The organism is Bradyrhizobium sp. SHOUNA76, from assembly GCF_023006445.1.
Classification (GTDB): domain Bacteria; phylum Pseudomonadota; class Alphaproteobacteria; order Rhizobiales; family Xanthobacteraceae; genus Bradyrhizobium.
The window spans coordinates 1-562 of record NZ_JALBHA010001106.1; the positions used below are offsets into that span (position 1 = coordinate 1).

Sequence of the window (562 nt, forward strand, 5' to 3'; positions counted from 1 at the left end):
CCAGCCGCCGCACGGCGGCCGATGCCGGCGCGAATTCGGAGGCGCTGCAATCGCCGACCATCGCGAACCTGCGCGCGCAATATGCCGACGCGCGCAAGAAATATGCGGAGCAGGCCGGCGAGCTCGGGCCGCGCCATCCGGCGCTGCGCCAGACCGAGAAGCAGGTCGAGGATCTCAAGCGCACCATCAACGAAGAGATCGACCGCTTCGCCCAGTCCGCCAAGAACGATCTGACCCGCGCCCGCGACTTCGAAGCTTCGCTCAACCGGGCGCTGGAAGCGCAGAAGCGGCAGAGCGTGCAGCTCAGCCAGGCCGCCGTACGCCTGCGCGAGCTCGAGCGCGAGGCCGACGCCAGCCGCGACGTCTATCAATCCTTCCTCAAGCGCTCGCGCGAGACCGAGGAGCAGGAGACGCTCAACACCTCGGCGGCTCGCGTCATCGGTGAGGCGACCGTGCCGCAGCGGCGCTCGTTCCCGCCGGCGATGAGCATGTTCGCCATGATCGGCTTCATCTTCGGTGCGCTCGCAGCGTCGGGCTGGTTCGTCGCGGCCGAACTCCTGTT

General features: G+C 68.5%; 1 pseudogene. It reads left to right on the forward strand.

The features are described 5' to 3' along the window. Positions 1 to 562: pseudogene (locus MOV74_RS39995) on the forward strand (hypothetical protein); the annotation flags it as partial.